General features: G+C 61.1%; 13 protein-coding genes and 1 riboswitch. Of the genes, 5 read left to right on the top strand and 8 right to left on the bottom strand.

What is annotated here, in order from left to right; genetic code table 11:
• The first annotated feature begins 155 nt into the window (after nucleotides 1-155).
• Complete coding sequence (locus HDE80_RS19075; RefSeq protein WP_184673513.1) at nucleotides 156-1,052, top strand: LysR family transcriptional regulator; 897 nt, start codon at nucleotides 156-158, stop codon at nucleotides 1,050-1,052.
• Between the two features lie 53 nt (nucleotides 1,053-1,105).
• Here HDE80_RS19075 and HDE80_RS19070 read toward each other — a convergent pair whose 3' ends face one another.
• Nucleotides 1,106-1,858, bottom strand: coding sequence for a glutathione S-transferase family protein (locus HDE80_RS19070; RefSeq protein WP_184673511.1), 753 nt, complete (start codon nucleotides 1,856-1,858; stop codon nucleotides 1,106-1,108).
• Between the two features lie 73 nt (nucleotides 1,859-1,931).
• On the bottom strand, nucleotides 1,932-2,321 hold the full coding sequence (locus HDE80_RS19065; protein WP_184600282.1) for an acyl-CoA thioesterase: 390 nt from the start codon (nucleotides 2,319-2,321) through the stop codon (nucleotides 1,932-1,934).
• Between the two features lie 247 nt (nucleotides 2,322-2,568).
• Here HDE80_RS19065 and HDE80_RS19060 point away from each other — a divergent pair, with 247 nt between their 5' ends.
• On the top strand, nucleotides 2,569-4,869 hold the full coding sequence (locus HDE80_RS19060; protein ID WP_255483977.1) for a S9 family peptidase: 2,301 nt from the start codon (nucleotides 2,569-2,571) through the stop codon (nucleotides 4,867-4,869).
• 201 nt (nucleotides 4,870-5,070) lie between these two features.
• On the opposite strand, the gene HDE80_RS19055 is transcribed toward HDE80_RS19060, so the two are convergent.
• The 6 genes from HDE80_RS19055 to glnK all read right to left on the bottom strand — a co-directional run bounded on the left by HDE80_RS19055 (nucleotide 5,071) and on the right by glnK (nucleotide 15,612).
• The gene (locus HDE80_RS19055) at nucleotides 5,071-8,316 is read right to left on the bottom strand and encodes a TonB-dependent receptor (protein ID WP_184673507.1); all 3,246 of its coding nucleotides are present in this window, start codon (nucleotides 8,314-8,316) and stop codon (nucleotides 5,071-5,073) included.
• Nucleotides 8,317-8,753: 437 nt separating this feature from the next.
• On the bottom strand, nucleotides 8,754-10,601 hold the full coding sequence (locus HDE80_RS19050) for a M56 family metallopeptidase (RefSeq protein WP_184673505.1): 1,848 nt from the start codon (nucleotides 10,599-10,601) through the stop codon (nucleotides 8,754-8,756).
• Nucleotide 10,602: 1 nt separating this feature from the next.
• Nucleotides 10,603-10,989 (bottom strand): BlaI/MecI/CopY family transcriptional regulator, encoded by a 387-nt coding sequence (locus HDE80_RS19045; protein WP_184673503.1) that lies wholly within the window; start codon nucleotides 10,987-10,989, stop codon nucleotides 10,603-10,605.
• 114 nt (nucleotides 10,990-11,103) lie between these two features.
• Nucleotides 11,104-12,129 carry a ribonucleotide-diphosphate reductase subunit beta gene (locus HDE80_RS19040; RefSeq protein WP_184673501.1) on the bottom strand — a complete coding sequence of 342 codons (1,026 nt, stop codon included), beginning with the start codon at nucleotides 12,127-12,129 and terminating at the stop codon, nucleotides 11,104-11,106.
• Nucleotides 12,130-12,210: 81 nt separating this feature from the next.
• Entirely contained in the window at nucleotides 12,211-14,745 is a 2,535-nt protein-coding gene (locus tag HDE80_RS19035) for a ribonucleoside-diphosphate reductase subunit alpha (protein WP_184673499.1), read from the bottom strand.
• A 151-nt stretch (nucleotides 14,746-14,896) separates the two neighbouring features.
• Nucleotides 14,897-15,112, bottom strand: a riboswitch (cobalamin riboswitch).
• 161 nt (nucleotides 15,113-15,273) lie between these two features.
• Nucleotides 15,274-15,612: a P-II family nitrogen regulator gene (gene glnK, locus HDE80_RS19030; protein ID WP_184673497.1), complete on the bottom strand. Its 339-nt coding sequence runs from the start codon at nucleotides 15,610-15,612 to the stop codon at nucleotides 15,274-15,276.
• Nucleotides 15,613-15,829: 217 nt separating this feature from the next.
• Here glnK and HDE80_RS19025 point away from each other — a divergent pair, with 217 nt between their 5' ends.
• From HDE80_RS19025 to HDE80_RS19015, 3 genes are all read left to right on the top strand, one after another.
• Complete coding sequence (locus HDE80_RS19025; protein ID WP_184601070.1) at nucleotides 15,830-16,087, top strand: accessory factor UbiK family protein; 258 nt, start codon at nucleotides 15,830-15,832, stop codon at nucleotides 16,085-16,087.
• Nucleotides 16,088-16,249: 162 nt separating this feature from the next.
• Nucleotides 16,250-17,749 (top strand): YifB family Mg chelatase-like AAA ATPase, encoded by a 1,500-nt coding sequence (locus HDE80_RS19020; protein ID WP_184673495.1) that lies wholly within the window; start codon nucleotides 16,250-16,252, stop codon nucleotides 17,747-17,749.
• Nucleotides 17,750-17,844: 95 nt separating this feature from the next.
• Nucleotides 17,845-19,644, top strand: a complete 1,800-nt coding sequence (locus HDE80_RS19015; RefSeq protein WP_184673493.1) for a sodium:proton antiporter — start codon at nucleotides 17,845-17,847, stop codon at nucleotides 19,642-19,644.
• Nucleotides 19,645-20,007 lie beyond the last annotated feature (363 nt).

Genomic DNA, 20,007 nt, shown 5'->3' with positions numbered 1-20,007 from the left:
GTCCTTTATGCGAGGGAAGTGGGTTGATGCGAGCCACGCCAGAGCGGATAGCTGACCGAAATGGCGGCAGAGATGTATTGTCTCTAGTCGAGTATCTTGGATAAAGATGCTTAAATTGGTATGTCTATCCAATAAACATCAATAATGAGGCGCTGATGGATCGATTCGACACCATGCGCGTGTTCACCCGCATTGTGGATTTGCGCAGTTTTTCCCGCGCTGGCGACGCGTTGGGAATTCCTCGCGCGACAGTGAGTCACGCCTTGCGCCAACTGGAGGCGCGACTGGGCACGCAACTGCTGATCCGCACCACGCGCTGCGTGAAGCCCACGCCGGATGGTCAGGCCTACTACGCGCGCTGCGTGCGTCTGCTGGCGGATATGGAGGAAGCCGAGGCGGTGTTCAGTCACGTTGCGACGCAACCGCGCGGCTCGTTGCGGATTGATTTGCCCGGACGGCTCGGCAGTGCGGTGATTGTGCCGGCGCTGGCAGATTTTCGCGCGCGCTACCCGCAGCTCGAGCTCGACATCGGTGCCAGCGATCGTTATGTCGATCTGGTGCACGAAGGCGTCGACTGCGTGGTGCGTGGCGGCGAGCCGGCGGATTCGGGCTTGATCGCTCGGCGTCTTGCGGTGCTCTCGCAAGTGACATGCGTCAGTGCGGGTTACGCCGCAGAGCATGGTCTGCCACAAAGCATTGACGATCTGGCGGCGCATCGGGCCGTGGTCTGGCGCTCACCGACCAACGGACGCACGCAATCGCTGGATTTCATGGTCGATGGCGAGCTGCAAATTATTGACGTGTCCGGCGTGATCACCGTGAACTCCGGTGACATTTATGCGGCCAGTTGCCGTGCCGGGTTCGGCATGATTCAGATGCCACGCCACAACATAGCAGCGGATCTTGCTGCCGGCCTTTTGTTGGAAGTACTGCCGCAGTATCCGCCACCGCCGATGCCGATTTCGGTGATGTATCCGGCGCAGCGACAGCTGTCGCCGCGCGTGCGTGTGTTCGTGGACTGGCTGGTCGAGCTGATGGCCGATCTGCATTGAAGGGTGCGCGGGATCTATCTAGTGCATCCTTCAACACCACGCAGACAAGGCGTTCAATCGATGGCGATCACGCCGCGCCGCGGTGGCGCGCCACCGCAGGTGGTGGCAGTGAGCGGTGCATGCATATCTGCCAGCACGGCGCGCTGCTCCGGCACCGGCGTGCGTAGTGCACGGTCCTCGAACGTCGCCAGCTTGGCAAACACCGGCAGGGCCAGCGTGCGTGCGACCAGGCCGGCGCAACGAGGCCACCGTTCGGCGTCGATGACGTAGCGCACGAAGCCGGCCACGCGGAAAAAGCTGGCAATGCTGATGTCGGCAATCGACAACTCGCCGAACGCGAAACCTTCCGCCGGCAGCTGCTTTTCAAGGTAGTCGAGCGCCGCGGGAATATCGATCTCGCGCGCCTGTTGCACCAGCACCTCATCGGTTTTCTCGCCGAAGATGTGCGGCTTCACGCCGAGCTGGAAAAAGAGCTTGGTCGTGATGGCTTCGCCCAACGCCACGTCGGCATACTCCTCCAGCCAGCGCGCCTGTGCGCGGGCAGTGATGTCCGCCGGATACAGCGGTATCTGCGGATAGCGGTCTTCCAGGTACTGACAGATCACGCTGGAATCGTTGAGCAGCAGATCGCCGTCGCTTAGCACGGGGATACGGCGCAGCGGGCTGAGCTGCGAGAACGCGTCATTGCCGACAAAGGGTGGGATCGGATCGATACGGTAGTCGATGCCCTTCAGCTCCAGAAACACCAGCACCTTGCGGACGTAGGGCGAGATATAGCTGCCGATGAGGGTCAGTGGCTCGGACATGGCGGCACTTCGCAGAGAAAAGAAGGAGCGACAGCGTGGGCGGCGAATACTGGCGGCGTCAAGCGTGCGCTATTCACCCGGCCGTTGGCAGCGGTGGGATGGCCGTCGGCGAGCCGTTGGAATCCAGCGCAATCATCACGAACCGGCCAGTGGTACAGACCCGGCGGTCGCCACTGAGCGGGTCCTCGGCGGTCATCTCCACTTCCACCGTCATCGAGCTGCGGCCGACCTTGACCACCTTGGAAATCAGTTCGACCAGCTGGCCGCTGCGCACCGGCACGCGAAAGTTCACTTCCTCCGAACGCGCCGTCACCACCGTGCGCCGCGCATAGCGGGAGGCGACGATAAACGCGGCCTTGTCCATCCACGCCAGCGCCTGCCCGCCGAACAGCGTGCCAAGGTGGTTGGTGTGGTCAGGGAAAACCATTTCCATCAGACGGGCTTCGTTCGGAACAGTAGTCATGACATCTCAAGTCTGGATGGGGTGCGGACGGCGCATCGCGAGCCGCATGCGGTGATTGTAGTGGGTCGTAAAAGCAATCACTTGACCGCGGCATGGACCTTTGGCAGGGGAAGTCGCTGCGGTATCGCGCTAGCATCGGACGATTAAACCGTGGGCGGCCGATCAACCGCTGTCATGCCGCAAAATTTTCCGTGGAGGTTGCATGCTGTCGATAGTCCGCAGGTCGTGCCGAGTTGGCGCAGTAATGATGGTGTTTGTATCGGCTGGGGTCACTGCAGAGAACCGAACGCTAACCGCCGCAGACTACGCCCAGGCTGAGCGCTTCATGAGCTACAACACGGTGCCGCTGGTCGATCACGCGGTGCAGAAGGTCAGCTGGTTGGACGACAGCCACTTCTGGTATCGCGACCACGACAGCAACGGCGATCACTTCGTGCAGATGGACACGGTCAGCGGCAAGGTCACGCCGCTGTTCGATCAGGTGAAGCTGGCCGCGGCACTGGGCAAGGTCACCGGCAAGCCGGTCGACGCCAGCAAGCTTCCGGTCAGCGGATACGGCGTTGCGCCGGATGGCCGCCTTGATATCGCTGTCCAGGACACGCACTATTTTTGTGATTTGAAAAATGCCGGCGAATGTGTGGCCGGCAAGGGCGACGTGGCGTCAGGCAGGAATACGGGTAGCGAACCGGGCGTGCTGTCGCCGGACAAGAAGAGCGAGGCGTTTATTCGCAACTGGAACCTGTGGCTGCGCGACACCGCCAGCGGCAAGGAAACCCAGCTCACCACCGACGGTGTGGAAAACTTCGGCTACGCCACCGACAATGCTGGCTGGAAGCACACCGACAACGCGATCCTCGAGTGGTCACCCGATTCGAAACAGATCGCCACGTTCCAGCAGGACCAGCGCAAGACCGGCGACATGTATCTGGTGACCACCAATGTCGGTCATCCGAAGCTGCTGTCGTGGAAGTACCCGCTGGTCGGCGACGAGAACGTCACCATGATCGAGCGGGTCATCATCGACGTGTCCAGGAAGAAGGTTGTGCGCCTGCAAATGCCGCCGGACCAACATCGTTCCACTCTTTGCGACGATGTCAGTTGCGGCCCGGACGGTGGCTGGGACGACGTGAAGTGGGCGCCAGACGGCAAGACCCTGGCCTTCGTTTCCACCTCGCGCTACCACCAGCACGAATGGTTCCGCATCGCCGATGTGGCCACCGGCAAAGTACGCACGGTGTTCGAGGAAACCGCCAAGACTTACTACGAAAGCGGCATGGGCAAGGCCAACTGGGCGTACTTGCCAGCCACGCACGAAGCAGTGTGGTTCTCAGAGCGCAGCGACTGGGGCCAACTGTACCTGTACGACCTGGACACCGGCAAACTCAAGCACGCCATCACCACGGGCGAAGGCAATGTCACCGAAATGCTCAAGGTCGACCCGGCCACGCGCACCCTCTGGTTCCGCGGTGTGGGCCGCACGCAGGGCGTCGATCCGTATTACGAACAGTTATGGAAAGTCAGCCTCGACGGCGGCCAGCCAATCCTGCTGACGCCGGAAGCGGCCGACCACAAGGTCGACCTGTCGTCTGATAACAAGCTGTTCGTGGACGCCTGGTCCACGTCGACCGAGCCTCCGGTGACGGTACTGCGCAGCGCGGAGGACGGCCATACCGTCGCCAGCATCGCCAAGGCGGATATCTCGCGACTGAAAGCCGCCGGCTGGGTGCCGCCGGTGCCGATCATCGTCAAGGCGCGTGATGGCAAGACCGATCTGTACGGCATGATGTTCAAACCGTCCCACTTCGATCCGTCGAAGAAGTACCCAGTGATCGACTACATCTACCCGGGTCCGCAAACCGGTTCGGTACGTGGGCGCAGCTTCCTTGCCAGTCACGGCGACAACCAGTCGCTGGCGGAGCTGGGCTTCATCGTGGTGGCGATCGACGGTATGGGTACGCCGTGGCGTTCCAAGTCCTTCCACGATACCTGGTTCGCCAACATGGGCGACAACACGCTGCCCGATCAGGTCGCCGGCCTCAAGGATCTGGGCAAGCGCTATCCCTGGATCGACCTGGATCGCGTGGGCATCTGGGGTCATTCCGGCGGCGGCAATGCCTCCACCGACGCCATGTTCCGCTACCCGGATTTCTTCAAGGTCGCCTGGTCCGAAAGCGGCAACCACGACAACCGCAACTACGAGGACGACTGGGCCGAGAAGTACCAGGGCGAGTTGATCGTCGGCAAGGATGGCAAGGGCAATTACGACGATCAGGCCAACGAGAACCACGCCGCCAACCTCAAGGGTCATCTGATGCTGGTGCATGGCACGCTGGACGACAATGTGCCGCCTTACGAAAGCCTGCTGGTGACCGATGCGCTGATCAAGGCGAACAAGGACTTCGACTTGTTGCTGATCCCGAACGTACATCACGGTTACGGTGCCGCCACGCCCTACGCGACCCGTCGGCGTTGGGATTATTTCGTGCGTTACCTGGCCGGTGACGCGCCGCCGAAGGAATACGCCTTGAAGCCGTGGCCATGGATGTGATCGGGTGATATTGGGATTCGCTTCGCTCGTCACCAATCCATGAAACGGCTTCAATCGTGCAACGGTAGGTTGGTGATGAGCACCGCGAATCCCGACACCAGGTATTCGTCAAAAATCAGGTTTGCCCGATAGCCCGAACCATCCATAAAAAACGGCGCCTGCAGGCGCCGTTTTTATTCAACGATCAAGCGGATGGATCGATCAGAACGTGTAACGCAAGGTCACCATCGCCGACCAGCGTGATACCACGCGACTTGGATCGTAGAAGCCGCCGTCGTAATAGCTGAGCTGTTGTGGCTGATAGTTGCCGCTCTTGTCGACGGGCAGGGTATACACGTACTGGCCAGCCGCGTTGACGCCGCCGTAGCTGGCGAGAGTGCGGGTAGGATAAAGGCCGGTGTATTTCACCAGGCCCCAGTTCTTGTCGATCAGGTTGAGGAAGTTATAGACGTCCAAACGGAGCTCTCCCTTGTTGCCGGGGAAGAGACCAGGCACTTCCTGCGAGAAGCTCATATCCAGCTCGCTGACCCACGGCGAATGTGCACCGTTGCGGTTGGCCACCTGGCCGCGGTGATCCTTGAGGTATTTGTCGTTGGCGACAAAATCCTGGAACTGCTGGATCGCCTTGGCGCTGGTGCCGGCGGTATAGGCCACCTTGGGGTCGTTGGCATTCGGGATATAGACCGGATCCCACCCGGCGATGCCATCGCCGTTGGTGTCATTGGCAAAGATCCAGGTGTAGGGATTGCCGGTACGGCCGCTATAAAACATCGACACCTGAGTGCGATAATCGCCGAAGAAATTGTGCTGCCAGGTCAGCGAGGCTTTCAGGCTCTTGGCGACGTTGTAATTGGAGGTGGCGCTTACGTTGTCATTCGGGTTCAGGCGGGCCACACGCTGATAGCCGCTATAGGCAATCGTGTCGGCACCCGGGTCAGCATCGGTGGCGTGATTGAAGGTGATACCGATGTTGCCGAAAACACTATCCGAGAACGGCTTGCTCAGTGATAGCGTGAGGCTGTCGGACTTGCCCTTGTGGGTATTGGTGAGCAGGGTGGATGCGGTGCTGAAAGCGCGATTCTGGTTGGCCAGTGCGTCTGTCGTGTTTGGCGCCTCACCCGGTTTTTTCCAGAACTGCTGACGACCGTCCGGCAGCACGCCGGTGGGTGCGCCGAAGTTCACGACCTGATACAGGATGCCGTCACGCACCTTGATGTGTTCGTATTCAGCCGATGCGACCAGCCCCCACCACGGCAGCTCGCGATCCATCGCCAGGCTCATCTTCCACACTGTCGGCAAACTGAAGTTCTTCGCGACGGTGTCGATCGAGCCGGCACCGCCACCGGCGGGGATGTTCTGGTTGAACGGATCCGGGCTGAACGGTGCGAGGGCAGGATTGAATGTGGTGTACGAACGCAGGGTCACGCCGTTGTTCTGGAACGGGTTGGTCATCCAGACTGTCGGTGGCGCAGTCTGGAACAGGCCGACGCCGCCGCGCAGCTGGGTTTTGTAATCGCTCTCAAACGAATAGTTGAACGACAGGCGCGGCTCGACCACACGATTGCTCGAACCGACGGTGTAGTTGTTCGGATAGCCAAAGGCCTTTTCGAACGACGCGTTGTATTCCGGTCGGCCGCTGGAGTTGGGAATATCCACACGAACGCCATACTGCAGCGACAGCTGCGGGGTGACTTGCCAGGTGTCCTGCAGGAACGGGCTGTACTGGCTATAGGTCCACTTGCCGGCGATGTCATCCAGCGTATAGCCCGGCGCCGGATGATAGAGCACGTACTTGTTGTAGTTGCCGGCCAGGAAGTTGTCGATGCCCCAGAAGTTGTACTGGCCGAACTCGGTCTGGCCGAACAGGTTGTTGATCTTGGTACGTGAAGCGTCGATACCACCCTTGATAGTGTGATCGTCGGCGTAATAGGTGCCGGCCAGGAAAACGGTGAGCTTCTTGGTATCGATGTGGTTGTAGTGGCGGAACTGCTCCTCGCCCAGGTTCACCGATGGGCCCTTGCCATCTGCCGACAGGTTGACGTTGACCGCGGGCTGTTGGAACGGTGCGGTCGTGTCCTGCACAAACTTCTGGTAGCCGACCTTGACCTCGGTGGAGAAGTTGTCGGTCCAGTCGTCGAACACATGGGCGACGTAGTTTTCAGTGCTGATCGCCTTGGTGTAGGTGTAGCTGGTCAGACCTACGCTGTTGCCGCTGTTGCCGCCGACGGCTGGCAGCTGCTCGTCGGTCTTCTGATAGGTGAAGCTGGCGCGGTGATTGTTGCTGATGTTCCAGTCGATCTTTCCGAGGTAGCGCTTGTCGTCGTATGCCAGTCCGGTGCTGCCGCCAAAACTACCTGGCGTGAGGCCGAGTTGCTTGGCTGCGTCGATCACTTTCTGCAGGTCGCCTGGCGATACCTTGTTGCTGGTCGACGCACCGTTGCCCAGCGATTCGTCCAGACCGTTGGCGGAGTCCGCGCCGATGCCAGTGGTTTTTTCGTGCTCGGCCGAGACGAAGAAGAACAGCTTGTCCTTGACGATCGGGCCACCGAGGGTGAAGCCGTAGGTCGAGTCCTTGTCGTAGCCGTTGTAGCCGTAGTTGGAATCATTGCTGGGCAACCAGCCGGCCTTGCCGACCAGTTTGTTGCCATTGCGATAGGCGTCATAGACCGAGCCGTGAAACTGGTTGGTGCCAGTCTTGGTCACCGCGTTGACATCCGCGCCGACAGTGTCGGAGATCACATCGAAGTTGGCAGTGGAGATGTTGTACTCGGCGATCGTTTCCGGCGAGATCGGCGACTTCTGGTAAGGCAGACCGTTGGCATTGAGGCCGAACGGGTCGCCTTGGGTCACGCCGTCCACGGCGATATTGTTGTAGCGATTGTTCTGGCCTGCGGCGGAGATCGCGCCGGTACCCTGATCCGTGACGGTAATGCGCGGATCCAGGCGCGCCACATCGTCGATCGAACGATTGCCCTGCGGCGTGGCCTGCAACTGGCGTTGGGAGATATTCGTCGAAAGGCCCTTGTTGTCGGACGAGAACGTCTGCGCCAACGCCGATGCGTTGACGGTGACGGCCGCCAGGTTACTGGCTGTCTCCGCGCCCGAGCTCATGCCCAGATTGATCGACGAAGGCTGGCCCAGCTGAAGATAGATATTGTTCTGTTCCGCCGTTGCCATGCCAGCCTTGCTGGCGGTGATTTCGAATGGACCGCCCACGCGCAAACCCTGCGCGGTGTAGCGGCCATCGGCGTCGGTGGTCACTTGCTTGGTGGTGCCCGAGGGCTGGTGAACGATGTCGACCGTGGCACCGGCGACGGGCTGGCCCTTGGCGTCCAGCACGCGTCCACTGACGCCCGAGGTGGTGATGTTCTGCGCTGCGACAGGCGCCGTGGCCAGCAAGGCCGAAATGGCGATCGACAGCATGTTTCTGCGAATGGCGAAGGTCATCGAAAATCCTTTCGGTTACGTGGGCGATGGGAAATGTCGCTCGCGCAGGGGCCTGTCCAGGCTTGATGCCTGGGTAAGCTGGCCTTGGAAGACTTTCCCTTATGATCGAAAATCCCTGCCGCGAGAGCGACAAGCATTGAACTATCGCAATATATTACGTAATTTTGATGACATGTTCACGCCGCGATTTCGCGGTTTCGCAAAAACACACGCGTCGTTAATAGCCAGCCGGCTCGATGTCACGCCCGGCCAGACCCGTGGCAATGACGGATACTCCCGATTTTTTCAGGGTCGGATAGTCAGCAAGCGGTAGTCATGGCAACCGCAACCCGCATACATGACGACGGCAGGATCGATAGGCATCGAGTCCTGCCGTCGCTTCGTGCATCTTGGGACAGTGCCCGATCCGGCGTCGCCAGCCGGCGGGCCCTGTCACGTCAACGCGAGCTGATGCTCTGCGCGATGCCCTTGCTGATCGCCTCATCAATCAATGTGCCGATCTGCTGGTTGGCTTTCGCGGCGGCCTGTTCCTGTTGCTTACCTAGTACATCCTGTTTCGCACCGAGCGCATCCTGCTGTTTGCCCAGGGCATCCTGTTGCTTGCCGAGTTGATCCTGCTGGCGGCCGAGTTCGTCCTCGCTGGCTTGCAGCGCATCTTCTTTCGCCTGGAGTGCGGCTACCCGTTGCTCACTGGCCGGCTGACCAGCGAGTGCCGTCTGCTCACTTGCCAATTGCGCCTGCTTGCCGGCTAGCTGCGCTTGTCGTAAACCCAGCGCGCCCTGCCGCGCACCGAGACCTCCCTGCTGACCGCCCAGACGTCCCTGTTCGCCGCCCAGCGCACCTTGCTGCTTGCCAAGCTCGCTGACTGGGGCGTAGACGGCTCTGGCGCGCTGGATGTAGGCACTGTCGCGGACCACATACGAGGTGCCGCCACGACGAAACCAAAGGATCGGTTCGTTACCCTTGCGCAGCCTTTTCAACGTATCGATGTCGCTCTCCGAACCGTTGATGGTGATCGAATCTCCATCCATCAGCGCGAAGCCATACGCTGCATTGGCTGTCGTATCGATGTCGATGTGACGTGCAGTAAATCCATCCGTATTTCGCGGTGGTGGCGGTGGCAGAGGAGGCAGCGGTGCTATTGGTGCTGGAGGAACGGGTGGTGTCGGCGGTACAGGTGGCGTTTGCAGCATCACCGAATCATCGGCAGCGATCGATGCACCAGCGGCATGGTCTGCCGTATTCGCCGTGACTCGATACGGGATCACGCCGGCCAGCGCGATCACTGCGATCAGTAGCCAGCCGCGCACGCGGTGGCGCGACAGGTTTTCGTTTTGCTGCAACATGATCAGTCGCCTCTTCAGATTCTGGAACGATGGGGAGGCCCCAGCCAGGCCGGAGTACATCGGGTGCGCCACACCAAGGCGAAGCAATAGCTGGCCATAGGCCTGTGGCTCCGTACCTGTTTGCTGCACTACCTGTGCATCGCAGGCTGCTTCGCGGCTGAGCGCGTACTCACGGACGGCCCACATCACTAGCGGATGGAAGAAAAACAGCCGCTGCGCGATCGCCGGTATCCAGCACATCCACAAATCACCGCGATGCAAATGCATCAATTCATGGGCGAGCGCGAGAGCGGATTCCTCCGGTGTGAGGCTGTGATCGGCGGGCAGCAACACGATCGGTCGCCAGAGGCCGGTGACCTGCGGCGAGACGATCGCGCGTGAGGTGCGCAAGGCCGGTGGATGTCGCAAGCCCAATGCACGCGCCTGTTCAGCACACAGCGCGTGCAGCACCGGATCGCGCAATGGCGTGGAGTCGCGCAGCATGGCATGGGCTTTTCGCCAGTCACGAGCCATCAGCAAAAGTTGTAACAGCACGCCGGCAAGCCACAGGCAAATCAACGCGAGACGCCAGTTCGCAGGAGTCGATACTTCCGGCGTCGACACAGTGGTATTCACCGACCCCTGATGTTGCATGAAGGTCGCGAAGGGCGTTGAGGACGCCTCGGGTGCGACCACGGGAACAGGCTGACTGGACGAAATATCAGCGACCGTCGTGCGCGGTGCCGCCGGCAGCAAGGGCAGCTCCACTGGCGCCGCTATGGCAAGCCCGAGGATCAGCTGCACGCCCAATAACCACCACAGCATGCTGCGTGTCGTGGACGGCAGTTTTGGAATGAGCTTCCCCACCAGCCACACGGCACCGACCAACAGGACTGCTTGCGCGGAGGTCCAGACAAGACGGCTGAACAAGGTATCGGCGAATGCATGGAAAGTACCCATGTCACGACTCCTTGCGCCGGGATTGCAGCTGATTCACCAGAGCCTTCAGTTCGGCGAGCTCGTCATCGCTGACCTCGCCGCGTTCGGACATCCAGGCCACGAACGGTGATACCGAACCGCTCAGTGTCTTCTCCACGAAACTGCCCACGGCCGTGCGCATCGCTTCGGCCGGTCCGGTCGAGGCGCTGTAGCGGAACATGCCCTGCACCTGCTTGCGACGCAGGTAACCCTTGCTGCGCAGCCGCTCCATCATGGTCAGCACCGTAGAGCGCGCCAGTCCGCGGGGCTCGCCATATCCTGTGGCGACTTCGCCAACAGAGGAATTCTTGCTTTCGGCGAGGTAATGCAGGAGCGAAAGCTCCTGATCGCCGATGGATGGCTTTGACATGGTCGCGGCACCGATTGACTACAGGTGTAGGCAAACTACGCCATGGCGACACGTGTAGTCAATAGGCCGATGGACGGAGTCGCCTCGATCCATTGCTACCGCCGGTGTTCTGGATCAGAACGCCATGTCGAACGACACCTCGCCCTGCACGCCGACCTGATAGGCGGAGACGCGGCGTTCGAAGAAGTTGGTGACTTCCTGCACGTCCTGCAGGTCCATGAAGTCGAACGGGTTCTTGGCGCCGTATTTCTTCGGCATGTCGAGCTGGGCGAAGCGCTGGTCGGCGCAGTATTCGAGGTACTGGCGCATCTCTTTGGCCGAGAGGCCGACCACGCCGCCGGACAGCACATCGTCGGCAAACTGTGTTTCGCAGGCGATGGCGTCCTCCATCATCTCCTCGACTTGCGCGCGCATCGCGTCGTCGAACAGTTCCGGCTCTTCGTCACGGACTGTGCGCACGACGTCGAAGGCGAATGCCATGTGGCCACTTTCATCGCGGAACACCCAGTTGGTACCTGCCGCCAGACCATGCAGCAGACCGCGCGAGCGCAGGTAGTAGACGTAGGCAAAGGCGGCGTAGAAGAACAGGCCTTCGATGCAGGCAGCAAAGCAGATCAGGTTGAGCAGAAACTGCCGGCGGTGTTCGCGTGTCTCCAGCCGCTGCAGGTGCTGGATCGAATCGATCCACTTGAAGCAGAACTCGCCTTTCTGGCGAATCGATGGAATCGTTTCGATCGCCGCGAACGCGGCATTGCGTTCGGCCGGATCGGGGATATAGGTGTCGAGCAGGGTGAGGTAGAACTGCACGTGCAGCGATTCCTCATACAGCTGGCGCGACAGGTACATGCGCGCTTCGGGCGCATTGATGTGCTGGTAGAGGTTCAGCACCAGGTTGTTCGAGACGATGGTGTCGCCGGTCGCGAAAAACGCCACCAGCCGCTGGATCAGATGGCGATCGGCGGGCGACATTTTCGTGCGCAGATCGGAGGTGTCCATCGAGAAATCTACTTCCTCGACCGTCCAGGTGTTCTTGATCGCATTGCGATACATCTCGTAGAACGCCGGATAGCGCATCGGTCGCAGCGTCAGTTCGAAACCGGGATCGAGAATCTGCGCATGGCGGGTGGGCTGAGCTGACATGGACGGCTATTCCTTGGTGCTGATGGGTCACGCTATGTTGAAGCGATCCGGCGCATTCGCGCCGGATCGTTGTTGCACTACTTACTGACAGGCTTCGCAGTACTCGGGATTCTCGAGCGAGCAGAACACAGCCGCATTCGCCTGGTCTTGATCGATGGCTGTTTGATCTGGCGCTGCCGCCCTGTTGGCCGTGACCGTAGTCTTGGTGATCTTGGTCGCCGGCCGTGAGCGCAGGTAGTAAGTGGTTTTGATGCCGGCCTTCCACGCATACATGTACATTGAGCTGAGCTGGCCGATGTTCGGGTTTTCCATGAACAGGTTCAGCGACTGACTTTGGTCGATGAATGCGCCGCGCGCGGCGGCCAGTTCGATCAGGGCTTTTTGCGGCAGTTCCCACACGGTGCGGTAGATCGCGCGCAGGCGTTCCGGAATCGCGGCAATGCCCTGGATCGAGCCTTCGGCCAGCTTGATCGCATCACGCACGTCAGGCGTCCACAAGCCGAGCGTCTTCAGCTCGTCGGCGAGATAGCGATTCACCTGCAGAAAATCGCCCGAAAGCGTCTCGCGTTTGAACAGGTTACTGACCTGCGGCTCGATGCACTCGTAGCAACCAGCGATCGAGGCGATCGTGGCGGTGGGCGCAATGGCGATCAGTAGTGAGTTGCGTAGGCCGTGCTGCTTGATGCGCTCGCGCAGTGCATCCCAGCGTTCGCTGTCGTGCGCTTGCGCCTGCGGCCAGTAATCGAACTGCAGCTCGCCGTTGGCCGCTCGGCTTTCTTCAAAGCCGGGATGCGCGCCAACCTGTGCAGCCACTTCGTTCGACATCGACAGCGCGTGGAAGTAGATCTCCTCGGCGATGCGCGTGGAAAGCGCCAAGGCTTCGCTCGAATCGAATGGCAGGCGCAGCTTGAAGAACACATCCTGCAGGCCCATCACGCCGAGACCAACTGGCCGCCATTTGATGTTGGCGGTACGCGCGGTGTCGATCGGATAGAAATTGAGATCGATCACGCGATCGAGCTGGCGCACGGCGGTACGCACGGTCGAGGCCAGCTGTTCGAAATCGAACGCGTGGCTGCCATCCGCAGCGCGTACCACGTGCCGCGCCAGGTTCACCGAACCGAGATTGCACACCGCCGTCTCGGTGGACGAGCTGACTTCCAGAATCTCGGTGCACAGGTTGGACAGATGGATCACGTTGTCGGCTTTGGCCGTCTGATTGCTGGTGGCGTTGCAGCGATCCTTGAAAGTCATCCAGCCGTTGCCGGTCTGCGCCAGCGTGCGCATCATGCGGGCGTAGAGCTCTCGCGCCTTCACGGTTTTCACCGCAAGACCGTCGGCCTCGGCCTTGGTGTAAGACTGTTCGAACACCGAACCCCAGCTATCGACCAGATGCGGTGTGACCTTGGGATCGAATAGCGACCAGTCGCCATCGGTCTCGACCCGGCGCATGAATTCGTCCGGAATCCAGTTGGCGATGTTGAGGTTGTGCGCACGTCGTGCGTCGTCGCCGGTGTTGTCGCGCAGCTCGAGGAAATCCTCGATATCGGCATGCCACGATTCCAGATATACGCAGGCCGCGCCCTTGCGCTTGCCACCCTGATTCACTGCGGCAACCGACGCATCCAGCGTTTTCAGCCACGGCAACAGGCCGTTGGAATGGCCGTTGGTGCCCTTGATCAGCGAGCCGCGCGAACGCACGCGCGTGTAGGCCAGGCCGATGCCGCCGGCGAACTTGCTGAGCTTGGCGACGTCGGCATACTTGTCGTAGATCGACTCCAGCGAATCGGTTGGTGAGTCGAGCAGATAGCAGGAACTCAGCTGCTCATGGCAGGTGCCGGCGTTGAACAGCGTGGGCGAGCTGGCGATGTATTCGAGTGAGGACAGCAGGCGATACAACTCCAGCGTTTCGCCGATCTCGTTGCCGCCCAGCGCGCAGGCGATACGCATGAAGAAATGCTGCGGCGTTTCGATCACGAAGCGCTTCTGCGGATGGCGCAGCAGGTAGCGGTCGTACACGGTGCGCAGGCCGAAGTATTCAAAGCGGCGCGTCGCCAGCGTATTGATCGCATCGTTGAGCTTGCGCGCGTTCAGCGCCACAAAGTCGCGCAGGCGTTCGTTGAGGATACCCAGTTCGGCACCGCGCACGATCGACTGCGAAAAGCTCTGGATCTCCTGGCCGCTCACTTCCTTATCGATGTAGGCGCCGAGCAGACGTGCGGCGAGCTGGCCGTATTCGGGTTCCTCGGCCGTCAGCGCGGCGGCCGTGCGGATCGACAGCTGGTCGAGCTCCTGCGTGGTGGCGCCGTCATAAAGGCCGCCAATGGTTTTCAGTGCCACGCGCAGCGGATCGACGCCGTGCAGGCCTTCGGCGCTGCGGGTCACTGCGCGCACGATCTTGTTGACGTCGACGATTTCCTGGCCGCCGTTGCGTTTGGTGACGCGCATCTGGCCGGGGTTGTGGGGTGGCGTCAGCGCGAACGCTTCGTCGCCGGTTGCTGGTGCAGCGTGTTCGACGATGACCGGTTCGGCGACCGATGCTTCGGCGACAGGAACGTTAAAGGCATCGACGCGAGCGACGGTGCGCTCGCTGACAGCGTTTTCGAGAGGTTGCATGGCGGTGGCTCCGAGCATGAAAAGTCAAACACCTGCTCCCGCGGGCAGGGCCTGAAGTGGCAGTAACGTGGACGGCTCACAGGGCAGGCGCACACGGCCCCACTCTGCGGACGTTGCCTCCCCACGGAAGCCGTCACTACGCACCGGGGCACGTTCGCCCCGATGTGCCGGCAGGTCTTCGGACTTGCGGACGTGGATCTTGCGATCCGCCTACTTGCCTTCGCTTCCCAGCCGCGGAGGGCCAGTGCATGTGGAGGCGTTCGTTTCCGCTTTACCGCTGCGGGGCAGTTCCGGATTTACACCGGATTCCCTTTTAAGCCCGACCGACGATCACGTCTGGTCGAGCACCGACGGACACAACATATCGGGTGCTGGAGGCAGGGTCAACCCAACAAGTTGTGGATGGTTCTGGGGATAAGTCGCGTGGGGCCAGAGCCGGCGCGGGCTGCCGCGGCGGCTGGATTTATTTGCACGGTGAAGTTTCTTGCGGACGGAGCGCTTTCGTCGGGTCGACTGGACCGCCCTGGTTCAAAGCGCGTCGAGATCCATTTCGCCGGTGCGGATGCGGATAACCTGTTCCAGTGCTGTCACGAAGATCTTGCCGTCACCGACCTTGCCTGTGCTGGCGGAATGCTGGATCGCTTCGAGCACGCGCTCGAGCTGGTCATCGGGAATCGCAAGCTCCATCTTGATCTTCGGCAGGAAGTCGACCACGTACTCGGCACCCCGATAGAGCTCGGTGTGGCCTTTCTGGCGGCCGAAGCCCTTGACTTCCGAAACCGTCACGCCCTGTACGCCGACCTCGGCCAGCGCTTCGCGCACGTCGTCCAGCTTGAACGGCTTGATGATCGCCACGACCAGTTTCATGGTGTTTTCCCGTCAGGTGCAATTAGTGCAAAAACAATCGGCCCAAACCATCGGCGAGGGCTGGATGCGACAATCCATTCTGCCTGCCGCGCCGTGCATTGTCGCGTGGATAACGATGCGTGTAGGACAATCCTTACAGTTTCTGGCGGAGCAACCCGATGGCAGACCCGATTTCCCTTCACCTAAGATTGATCCCGACGAGCTTGAGGCGCTATCCATGATGGATAAGCAGGTTATCGACAAGATTGCCTCGCGACTTGTGTCGTTGGTACCGCCAGGATTGGCTGATGCGCAACAGGATTTGCGGGCTAACTTCCAAGATGTTTTGGCGCAGGGACTGCGCCGCCTCGATCTGGTCACCCGCGAAGAATTCGATGTCCAGAGTCAGGTGCTGGCACGCACCCGCGCAAAGGTCGACGAATTGGAGCGACGTGTGGCCGAGCTTGAGGCTGCCGTTACTGCCCGCGGGAATTAGCCACAGCCAATCTCCCGGGAGCCGCCCCCGATCCGTCACCCTCACCCCGAGAACGATCGGGGGCGGTTAGTTTTTTGTACTGCTGCTGGAGTCGCTCGATGTCGGTAACCATGAGCGGCTCACCACGGTGCCGACGACGCCTCGTCGCATGAGCTTGGTCGCATGAGTCTTGCCGTTACGCTCAGCCGTGCTCAGGAAGGTATTTCTGCGCCGCAGGTGATGGTGGAAGTGCACCTCTCCGGCGGTCTGCCATCCACCAATATCGTTGGCCTGCCTGAAGCGGCGGTGCGCGAAGCGCGTGATCGCGTGCGAGTGGCCATCCAGAACACGGCATTCGACTACCCCAATCGTCGCGTCACAGTAAACCTCGCACCGGCTGAACTGCCCAAGGACGGTGGCCGTTTCGATCTGGCCATTGCGCTGGGCATCCTGGCGGCCAGTGGACAGGTGCCGCGCGAGAAGCTGGATGACTGCGAGTTTCTCGGCGAGCTGGCACTGACCGGTGCATTGCGCAGCGTTTCGGGCGTGCTACCGGCTCTGTTGCGAGCGCGGTCGCGTGGTCGTCGCGTGGTGGTACCGCGAGAGAACGCTCCCGAAGCAGCGCTGGTGCCCGATGTGGATGTGCTGGTTGCCGACACCCTGGCCGAAGTTTGCGGCTGGCTGCGCGGCGCGTTGGAGTTGTCGGCGCCGATCGGCACGCCGAGCGATGGCGGCGCCTACGATGGTCCGGATCTGATTGACGTGCGTGGCCAGCAACAGGCGCGCCGTGCGTTGGAGATCACCGCCGTCGGCGGCCATCATCTTTTACTGATCGGCCCGCCCGGCACAGGCAAAACCATGTTGGCCGAACGCCTGCCGGGCATCCTGCCGCCGTTGTCGGAATCCGAAGCGCTGGAAACCTGCGCGGTGCTGTCCGTGGCCGGGCAGCAGACCGATCTGGTGCAGTGGCGTCGTCGCCCGTTTCGGGCGCCGCATCACACGGCTTCGGCGGTCGCCCTGGTTGGCGGCGGCTCGTATCCGCGGCCGGGCGAAATTTCGCTGGCGCACAACGGCGTGCTGTTTCTCGACGAGCTGCCGGAGTTCAGTCGGCATGTACTGGAGGTACTGCGCGAGCCGATGGAGTCTGGTCATATCGTGATCTCCCGCGCGGCAAGGCAGTCGACGTTTCCCGCGCAGTTCCAGCTGGTTGCGGCGATGAACCCATGCCCCTGCGGTTACATTGGCGATCCGCGTCAGCGCTGTCACTGCACACCCGATCAGATCCTGCGCTACCGCTCGCGCATTTCCGGTCCCCTGCTCGATCGTATCGATATCTGCGTGGAGGTACCGCAAGTTCCCCTGGCCGATCTTGGTGGCCCGCGGAATCCGCAGGACGAGGATTCCGCCACCGTGCGAGAGCGCGTGTTCAAGGCGCGACGGCAGTCATTGATGCGGGCGGGTCGCCCGAACGCGGAAATCACCACGCGTGAGTTGGAGCGCGACTGCGCGCTGGGTCCGGCGGAGCGGCGCTGGTTTGAAGCGGCACTGGAAAAACTCGGTCTGTCGGCACGCGCCTATCACCGCGTACTGCGAGTCGCGCGCACCATCGCCGATCTTGACGGTGGTGTGGCTCTGCTCGAACGCGAACATCTGGCCGAGGCATTGCAGTACCGGCGGTTCTAGTTTCATCGCCTGATGCGGTCTACCGTTGCCGTTCACTGGACGCATCCATCGGTGCATGCTCCGATAGGCCCTTGCTGCCTATTCAAGGACCCTGAATGACTATCGAGCTCGGCCTGATGCTTGCCGGCATGCTGATGATCGGCTTTCTGGCGCAGTGGCTGGCGTGGCGGGTAAAGCTGCCGGCGATCCTGTTTCTCCTGCTGGCCGGCATTCTGCTGGGGCCGGTCACGGGCCTGGTAAATCCGGACAAGCTGTTGGGCAGCCTGCTGTTCCCGGTCGTATCCCTGGCAGTGGCGCTGATCCTGTTCGAGGGCAGCCTGAGCCTGCGCTTCCACGAGCTTCCCGGCATCGGCCATGTGGTGCGCGGACTGGTCAGTTACGGCGCGGTGACCGCATTGCTGCTGCTGGCACTGGCGGCGCATATCGTGGCCGGCCTGAGCTGGTCGATCGCGCTGCTGTTTGGCGCGCTGGCCTGCGTGACCGGGCCGACGGTGATTGCACCGATGTTGCGGACGGTGCGGCCGAACGCACGCATCGGCAACACCTTGCGGTGGGAAGGCATCGTGATCGATCCGCTGGGCGCGTTGTTCGCCGTGTTGATCTACGAGGCGATCGTGTCGCGGCAGGAGGGCCATACCATCGGCATTTTTCTCGCCACGATCGGTTGCGGCATCGTCATCGGCGCGCTGGCCGCGTTCGTGATGGCGTTTTTGCTGCGCAGGCAGATGATCCCCGAATACCTGCAGAACTTTGCCGTGCTGGCATCCGTGCTGCTGGCTTTCAGCCTGTCCAATGTAATCACGCACGAGTCGGGCTTGCTGGCGGTAACCATCATGGGCATCGCGCTGGGCAACGCGCGCGGCGTGCATATCGACGACATTCTCGATTTCAAGGAAAACCTGACGACGGTGCTGGTGTCGGTGCTTTTCATCTTGCTGGCCGCTCGGCTGCACTGGCCGTTGCCGCCGGGCATGCTCGGTGCCGGCCTCGCGCTGTTTGTCATCGCACAGCTGGTTGTGCGACCGATATCGGTCGCCTTGTCGAGCTTAGGTAGCGGACTGAACTGGCGCGAGCGCGCCCTGATAGGCTGGATCGCGCCGCGTGGCATCGTGGCGGCGTCGGTATCGGCGCTGTTTGCGCTGCGTCTGAATGCGCTGGGCGTGGCAGGCGGCGATGCGCTGGTGCCGCTGGTGTTCACTCTGATCATCGGCACCGTGGTGTTGCAAAGTGCCACGGCACGACCGCTGGCGCTGTGGCTGAAAGTCGCCGAGCCGGAGCCGCGCGGTGTGCTGATTTTTGGCTCGGATCACGTGGCGCGAACCATCGGCACGGCGCTGGCCGAAGCCGGCTTTCGCGTGGTGCTGGCCGACGACGACTGGAACCAGATCCGCAAGGCGCGCATGGATGGGCTGACAACCTTCTACGGCAACCCGGCATCGACCCACGCGGAACGCAATCTCGATCTCACCGGTATTGGCCGGTTGCTGGCCATGTCGACCCATCGCGAACGCAACTCGCTGGCCTGCGTGCATTACCGGCAGGAGTTCGGCCGTCAGAAAATCTACCGGCTGCGCAATCTGAGTCCGCAGGAAAACACCGACCGTGCAGCCTTGCCCGGCAGTTTGCTGGCACCGCCATTGTTCGACGAGCAGATGACGCACAGCCGCTTCGCCGAGATGCTCGATCAAGGCTGGCGGGTCAAGTCGACCAAGCTCAGCACCACGTTCGATTGGCCACACTTCATCGAGCAGTACGGCTCACACACCGTGCTCATGTTCGGCGTGGACGAGAGAGGTGCCTTGCAGGTTGCCTCGACCAAACGCGTGCTTGAGCCGAAGGCTGGCTGGACGGTGATCGCCTTGGTCTGCTCGACCCCAGCCGCCGCTATCGCTTAGCCGACGACCGAAACAGGCTCGCTCCGGGCACGGTCTGATGGAATACATCCTCGTCATTGCCACCACCAAATCAATCATGGATGGAAGCGTGTCGGGGACAGAGTTCGCGGTTTGATCCGCTTGCTGAGCCAACCGAATGGCCCTGATCAGAGCCGGTATCCGGCGCATCTCAAAGCTTGCTGCAACAAAATTCCGGCGCCTCAGTCGGGGCAAATTCTGCGCAGTGGATTTTTACGATGGGTTTTTATGCTTAAAACAAGTAAAAACAAGTATTTGCGCTTAAACCAACTGCATTATGTGTAGATTTTGTGATTATTGATTATGTGATCTACGTCACACTTTACGAATTTGTTACTGGAAGAA

The sequence above is a fragment of the Rhodanobacter sp. A1T4 genome (assembly GCF_014207185.1).
Lineage (GTDB): Bacteria > Pseudomonadota > Gammaproteobacteria > Xanthomonadales > Rhodanobacteraceae > Rhodanobacter.
This window is presented reverse-complemented; position numbering and strand designations above follow the sequence as displayed.